This is a genomic window from Staphylococcus kloosii, from assembly GCF_032139365.1.
Classification (GTDB): Bacteria; Bacillota; Bacilli; order Staphylococcales; family Staphylococcaceae; genus Staphylococcus; species Staphylococcus kloosii_A.
The window spans coordinates 1-5,740 of record NZ_JAVTDB010000081.1; the positions used below are offsets into that span (position 1 = coordinate 1).

Here is a 5,740-nt window from a genome sequence, read left to right on the forward strand (position 1 = left end):
TTACTTTGCAATTGCTGAATAAAGATGAAAATTAACGGTATATCTAATATACTAATAATAAATATATTAAAGAGGTAGGTGAGTGATAAAGTTGAAATATAACAAGCGTAAAAAAATAATGACTTCTAGTGTTGCATTATGCTTAAGTGTATCAATATTCACTTCACCTATACACGGTGCTTCAGAGTCATTATCAGCTAACACTAATGAGAGTAGTAAGTTAGATAGTGATGCTAGCAATGAAAGTGTAGCTACATCATCAAAAGATAATGAATCACATCAAGAAGATAATAGTAGTAATAATGAAACTACTGAATATTCGTCTAATAATAATCAAGAAAATAGTAGTGAAGCACAGATTGATGTAAATAATGATACATCAGAAAATAATACGGATAATAATAACTCAACTGATACTGCGCAAGATAATACAAATAATGAACAAAATAATAAAGAAGATGCTTCAGCAGATAACAATACATCAGAAGATAAGAATGAAGAAGATGCTCAAAATAGTAAAGATTATCCGGCAAAAGAAGATACTACTGATGATAGCGACACTGCTAATAGTGGTGAATCTGGTGGAGGTTCTGGCGGTGGAGGACCGTCGAATCATACCTCTGATGATAGTAATACTGCTGACGGTAGTCATAACAATAATACAGGTGGTAATACAAACGGCAGTAATGAGGGGTATGATCCTAATTATGACAATCATAGCGGAAATAATTCGAGCTATAACCCAAACCCGAATAACAATAACAATGCATCAACAAATCATTATGGCGGTTCAGGTGGGGGAAGTCCTCAAAACCAACAAACAAAGCATAATGACGGCATGAATCGTAACCGAACTGAAAATAAATCAAGTAGCAGCCAATCGTATTATCGATATAGTTGGCAATCAGAGTCAGGTTATAATAACAATAATACTAAAGTGAATAATAATAATAATAAAACTAATCATAATTATATTAAAAACAACTCATATAATACGAATAATAACAGACAACCAATGAATAGTAATCAAAATGATAATCAGAACTATTATTATTGGCATAACAATTACAATAACAATAACAATAATCAACCTTCTAAAAATAGTAATAGTGTTAGTAATCACAACAATGATGCTAATAAATTAAGTAATTATAATAATGAAGCGCAATATAACAATCAACAAAATGATGATAATGTTATGAATAAGTTTCAAAAAGTAGCACCGGGTTCATTTAAATATAATCCATATGTTGTTAGCCAAGTAAGAAATTTAGACAAAGATAAGCAACAAGTTTCAGAAAATCAAATTGATCAAGTAGTAGCAAAAAAATCATTCGATGATAATTCTTATTTAAATGCACTTCAACGTGGAACTAATTATTTTAAATTCCAATATTTTAATCCAATTAAATTTGATGCGTATTACAAAAATTTAGATAAGCAAGTCTTAGCGTTAATCACTGGTGAGATAGGGTCTATGCCAGATTTAAAATCACCAAAAGAAAACAAATCACAAGGTTCATATGAGTACGAAAAAAGCGATGAAAATGAGTTAACTACGACAAAAAAAGAAAGTGAAGCACAAGACAATAATTTAAAATTTGAGCGTGCTTTATTTGCTTTAATAGCTACTATGTTTATTATTTTTATTGGTGTTATTATTGCATATTTCGTTAAAGCAACGAGAGATAGATATTTTAATAAAAAGAAACATCTTAAATAATCCGCTTATGGATTATTTAAGATGTTTTTTAATTAATAAAGTGAATTATAAATGAAGATGCATTTTGCATTTCTTTAATTTTTTCAGGACCGACCAATACTTGAATGATGACTACTAGACCATTTTGAAATACATGAATAAGTATAGGGACCCAAATACGCTTAGTATAAGCATAAAATCCAGCGAAAATTAAACCCATTCCAAAATAAATAATAAAGAAAGCAGGGTCACTATGTGCTAAAGCAAATAGCGTTGCACTAACGACACCAGCAATAATAAATTTGATTGTTTTATTACCTTTGATAATATTATACAATTCGCCGAAGATAACCTTACGGAATACATATTCTTCGAGGATAGGGCCGACTACAGAAATTAAAATGATAAATAGCGGCACTTTCCTAGCAATTCCCATAATTCTTTCAGTATTCGGGCTTTGTTTTGGCGCACCCAAAACGTATATATTAATAGCACCCGCTATGATTTGGTAAACCATAACAATGAAAAAACCAGCAATTGCCCATAAAACAATATATCTTTTGCGCTCTTTGGTTTGTAACTCCAATTTAGTTGGATTAGCAATTTTATTATGTAAAAATGTAATTACGATAGCTGCAAGAATAAATAAGATAACTTGGCTAAAAATGATGGCATATGCCTGAGATTTGTTACTAAAACTATTAAAAACACCTGCAGCTTTTAAAATGATAGGACCAACTTGTGCAAGTCCGTAAATAACTAAGGTGAATATGGATACCCATAAACGTGACATCGTGAACCTCCAAAAATTATTAATATGTCTTATTTTAGCTTAAATAGCCACGCTATACAAAAATAATTCATAACGACATACTTTTCGCTTGAAATATTGACCAAATTTGATTATTATAAAATTGTATTAGCACTCTAGATAGAGAAGTGCTAAATGTTATGAAACACAAGGAGGAACAATTAATGTTAAAACCATTAGGTAACCGAGTAATTATTGAAAAAGTAGAACAAGAACAAACAACAAAAAGTGGTATTGTCTTAACAGATAGCGCTAAAGAAAAATCAAATGAAGGTAAAATAATTGCAGTTGGTGCAGGCCGTTTACTAGAAAATGGTACACGAGTTGCTCCGGAAGTAACAGAAGGCGATAACGTCGTATTCCAACAATATGCTGGTACAGAAGTTAAACGCGGTGATGAAACTTATTTAATTTTAAATGAAGATGACATTTTAGCTGTTATTAAATAATAATAATTGAAAGCACAATTATAATAATGACAACACGGAGGTTTAATAAATTATGGCAAAAGACTTGAAATTCTCAGAAGACGCACGTCAAGCAATGTTACGTGGTGTTGACAAACTAGCAAATGCAGTAAAAGTAACTATAGGTCCAAAAGGTCGTAACGTAGTCCTTGATAAAGAATATACTTCACCATTAATTACTAACGATGGTGTTACGATTGCTAAAGAAATTGAATTAGAAGATCCATATGAAAATATGGGTGCGAAATTAGTACAAGAAGTAGCTAATAAAACAAATGAAATTGCAGGTGACGGTACTACTACTGCAACAGTTTTAGCACAAGCTATGATTCAAGAAGGTTTGAAAAACGTTACTAGTGGTGCGAACCCTGTAGGTATTAGACAAGGTATCGATAAAGCAGTTGAAGTTGCAATCGAAGCTTTACACGGTATCTCTCAAAAAGTTGAAAATAAAAATGAAATTGCGCAAGTAGGTTCAATTTCTGCGGCTGATGAAGAAATTGGTAAATACATTTCTGAAGCAATGGAAAAAGTTGGCAACGACGGTGTTATTACAATCGAAGAATCTAATGGTTTTAATACTGAATTAGAAGTTGTTGAAGGTATGCAATTCGATAGAGGTTACCAATCTCCATATATGGTAACTGATTCAGATAAGATGGTAGCAGAATTAGAAAATCCATATATCTTAATTACGGACAAAAAGATTTCCTCTTTCCAAGACGTTTTACCTTTATTAGAACAAGTGGTGCAATCTAACCGTCCAATTTTAATCGTTGCAGATGAAGTTGAAGGTGACGCACTTACAAACATCGTACTTAACCGTATGAGAGGCACATTTACTGCAGTAGCAGTTAAAGCGCCAGGATTTGGTGATCGTCGCAAAGCAATGTTAGAAGACTTAGCAATCTTAACAGGTGCACAAGTGATTACTGACGATCTCGGTTTAGAACTTAAAGAAGCATCATTAGATATGTTAGGTACAGCTAGCAAAGCAGAAATTACTAAAGATAACACAACTGTCGTTAATGGTGATGGAGACCAAAACAGCATTGATGCACGTGTAAACCAAATCAAATCACAAATCGAAGAGACTGATTCAGAATTTGATAAAGAAAAATTACAAGAACGTTTAGCTAAATTAGCAGGCGGCGTTGCAGTAATTCGTGTAGGTGCTGCTAGTGAAACTGAACTTAAAGAGCGTAAATTACGTATTGAAGATGCATTAAACTCAACTAGAGCAGCAGTTGAAGAAGGTATCGTAGCAGGTGGCGGTACAGCATTTATGAACATTTACGATAAAGTTAATGACATCGAAGCTGAAGGCGACATTGCGACAGGTATTAATATCGTCTTAAAAGCATTAGAAGCACCAGTAAGACAAATTGCTGAAAATGCTGGTCTTGAAGGTTCAATTATTGTTGAAAGACTTAAAAATGCCGAAGTAGGCGTTGGATTTAACGCAGCTACAAATGAATGGGTAAATATGCTTGATGCAGGTATTGTTGACCCAACAAAAGTAACGCGTTCTTCATTACAACACGCAGCAAGTGTCGCAGCAATGTTCTTAACAACAGAAGCAGTTGTATCCAACATTCCTGACAAAGATGACAACGACCCACAACAAGGCATGGGCGGCATGCCAGGTATGATGTAGTAACAAATAAATAATCATTTGTTGCTTAATTGTATTATAAATTTATATAAATAATATAAGGCGCTTACCTAGAATAAACATTATCTAGGTAAGCGCCTTTTTTATAAAATGGGGAATAAATGAAAATTAATATATTCACTTCTAAATTATTTGTAGTAACATTATACCTATTACTATTAATAATAGTAATGAGCCAACTAGCCAATATAAATTTTGAGGAGTACGCTCATTTTGACTAAGAAAATATTTATACAAGATATATATAACTTGTATAAAGCTTAATACCAATAGTATTGATAAAAGTAAAATCATTACTTTACCTCCTAGTGTTGTAGTAGGGCACACTTGAGAATTGCTAATAATTAATTAAGATGTTTAATGTTATGAGTAATCTAGATAAACAAAGTCAATTTATTCGAGAGTGAAAAAGTAAATATTCAAATTCTATTGCACTATAGTTAACTGAATTTTATAAGACTTAATTTAAAAACCCTCCTAAATGAATAGAAGGGTTTTCTTATATTTAAAATTTTAATAATATACCGCCGCAACAAGCCATTAATAATAATGAGCATAAAGTTAAAAGCATATAATTACGTTCATGTTTGGTTTCCTGAGTTTGATAATATTTGTAAAGATTAATAATTATACTACCTAAAGCTATTAAAGAAAAAATCAAAAACATCCAGATTAAAACTAAAGTAGACATATAACTTCCCCCTTGAAATTATCTAAAAATATATACATTAAATAATATTTTCAAAGACTAAGGCACTTATTATACAATCATTTGCAATCTATTAACCCCAAACAATCGATATATCAAACGTTTTTAACACTACTATTTTAATTATGCTTACAATGCTAATTTAAGAAATTTAAAATAGATGAGATACTACTACATATAGACTTATTCTAGTTTTAAATTAAACTTAAAAAATAAGTGTTATGACATATACTGATTATGTTTGTAAATAAATGATTTACATATATTAAGTTATGTATATATTTCTAGAAGTAGTTATATAATATTGTACTATATTTAAATAAATTTTATAATAAGAAAGCGTTATATTTTGACGATTCATTTAAAATTTAACTGA

5 protein-coding genes are annotated in these 5,740 nt (G+C 31.0%); 3 read left to right on the plus strand and 2 right to left on the minus strand.

All coding sequences use genetic code 11. The annotated features are described in order from the left end of the window. The first annotated feature begins 82 nt into the window (after positions 1 to 82). The gene (locus tag RPL90_RS11685) at positions 83 to 1,723 is read left to right on the plus strand and encodes an SdrH family protein (protein ID WP_313549867.1); all 1,641 of its coding nucleotides are present in this window, start codon (positions 83 to 85) and stop codon (positions 1,721 to 1,723) included. A 28-nt stretch (positions 1,724 to 1,751) separates the two neighbouring features. Here the strand turns inward: RPL90_RS11685 and mroQ are convergent, their stop codons facing one another. Beyond that, positions 1,752 to 2,495: an intramembrane glutamic endopeptidase MroQ gene (mroQ, locus tag RPL90_RS11690; RefSeq protein WP_313549870.1), complete on the minus strand. Its 744-nt coding sequence runs from the start codon at positions 2,493 to 2,495 to the stop codon at positions 1,752 to 1,754. Positions 2,496 to 2,677: 182 nt separating this feature from the next. Between mroQ and groES the strand changes: the two genes are divergently transcribed. Further along, a complete protein-coding gene (gene groES, locus RPL90_RS11695; protein ID WP_313549873.1) occupies positions 2,678 to 2,962 on the plus strand; it encodes a co-chaperone GroES in 285 nt (94 codons plus the stop codon). A gap of 52 nt (positions 2,963 to 3,014) precedes the next feature. Next, the gene (gene groL, locus RPL90_RS11700) at positions 3,015 to 4,637 is read left to right on the plus strand and encodes a chaperonin GroEL (RefSeq protein WP_313549876.1); all 1,623 of its coding nucleotides are present in this window, start codon (positions 3,015 to 3,017) and stop codon (positions 4,635 to 4,637) included. A 523-nt stretch (positions 4,638 to 5,160) separates the two neighbouring features. Here the strand turns inward: groL and RPL90_RS11705 are convergent. Then, positions 5,161 to 5,346 carry a hypothetical protein gene (locus RPL90_RS11705; RefSeq protein ID WP_313549879.1) on the minus strand — a complete coding sequence of 62 codons (186 nt, stop codon included), beginning with the start codon at positions 5,344 to 5,346 and terminating at the stop codon, positions 5,161 to 5,163. Between the last annotated feature and the right edge of the window lie 394 nt (positions 5,347 to 5,740).

Coding starts and splice junctions, on each gene's coding strand:
- RPL90_RS11705 (WP_313549879.1), bottom strand. CDS start 5,346: ATGTCTACTTTAGTTTTAATCTGGATGTTTTTGATTTTTTCTTTAATA.
- groES (WP_313549873.1), top strand. CDS start 2,678: ATGTTAAAACCATTAGGTAACCGAGTAATTATTGAAAAAGTAGAACAA.
- groL (WP_313549876.1), top strand. CDS start 3,015: ATGGCAAAAGACTTGAAATTCTCAGAAGACGCACGTCAAGCAATGTTA.
- mroQ (WP_313549870.1), bottom strand. CDS start 2,495: ATGTCACGTTTATGGGTATCCATATTCACCTTAGTTATTTACGGACTT.